The organism is Pseudomonas viridiflava, assembly GCF_001642795.1.
GTDB lineage: Bacteria > Pseudomonadota > Gammaproteobacteria > Pseudomonadales > Pseudomonadaceae > Aquipseudomonas > Aquipseudomonas viridiflava.
On record NZ_LKEH01000028.1, the window covers coordinates 876 to 1,096 of the forward strand.

Below are 221 nucleotides of genomic sequence, written 5' to 3' on the forward strand. Positions count from 1 at the left end.
ACTCTCCACCTTGGTCACCTCGTAAAGAGCGTGCCGGCCACCGACGAAGACTCCGACATCGCGCAAGCAAGAGTGTTTCTGGCTCTGCTGAACGCGGAGATCAACGACCTCACCGCGCGTATAGAAGCCGCGGTCCGTCTCGAACGACATGCCCGCGTGAGCGACAATCTGACGACGACATCGATAGCTCGAACCGATGCGATCACCCTGCGAAAAGAACT

The 221-nt window shown here is 58.4% G+C and carries 1 protein-coding gene; it reads left to right on the forward strand.

The features are described from left to right. Positions 1 to 30 precede the first annotated feature (30 nt). Positions 31 to 221 (forward strand): hypothetical protein (locus tag AO065_RS27460; RefSeq protein WP_238381511.1); only part of this gene is annotated, 191 nt, incomplete at its 3' end.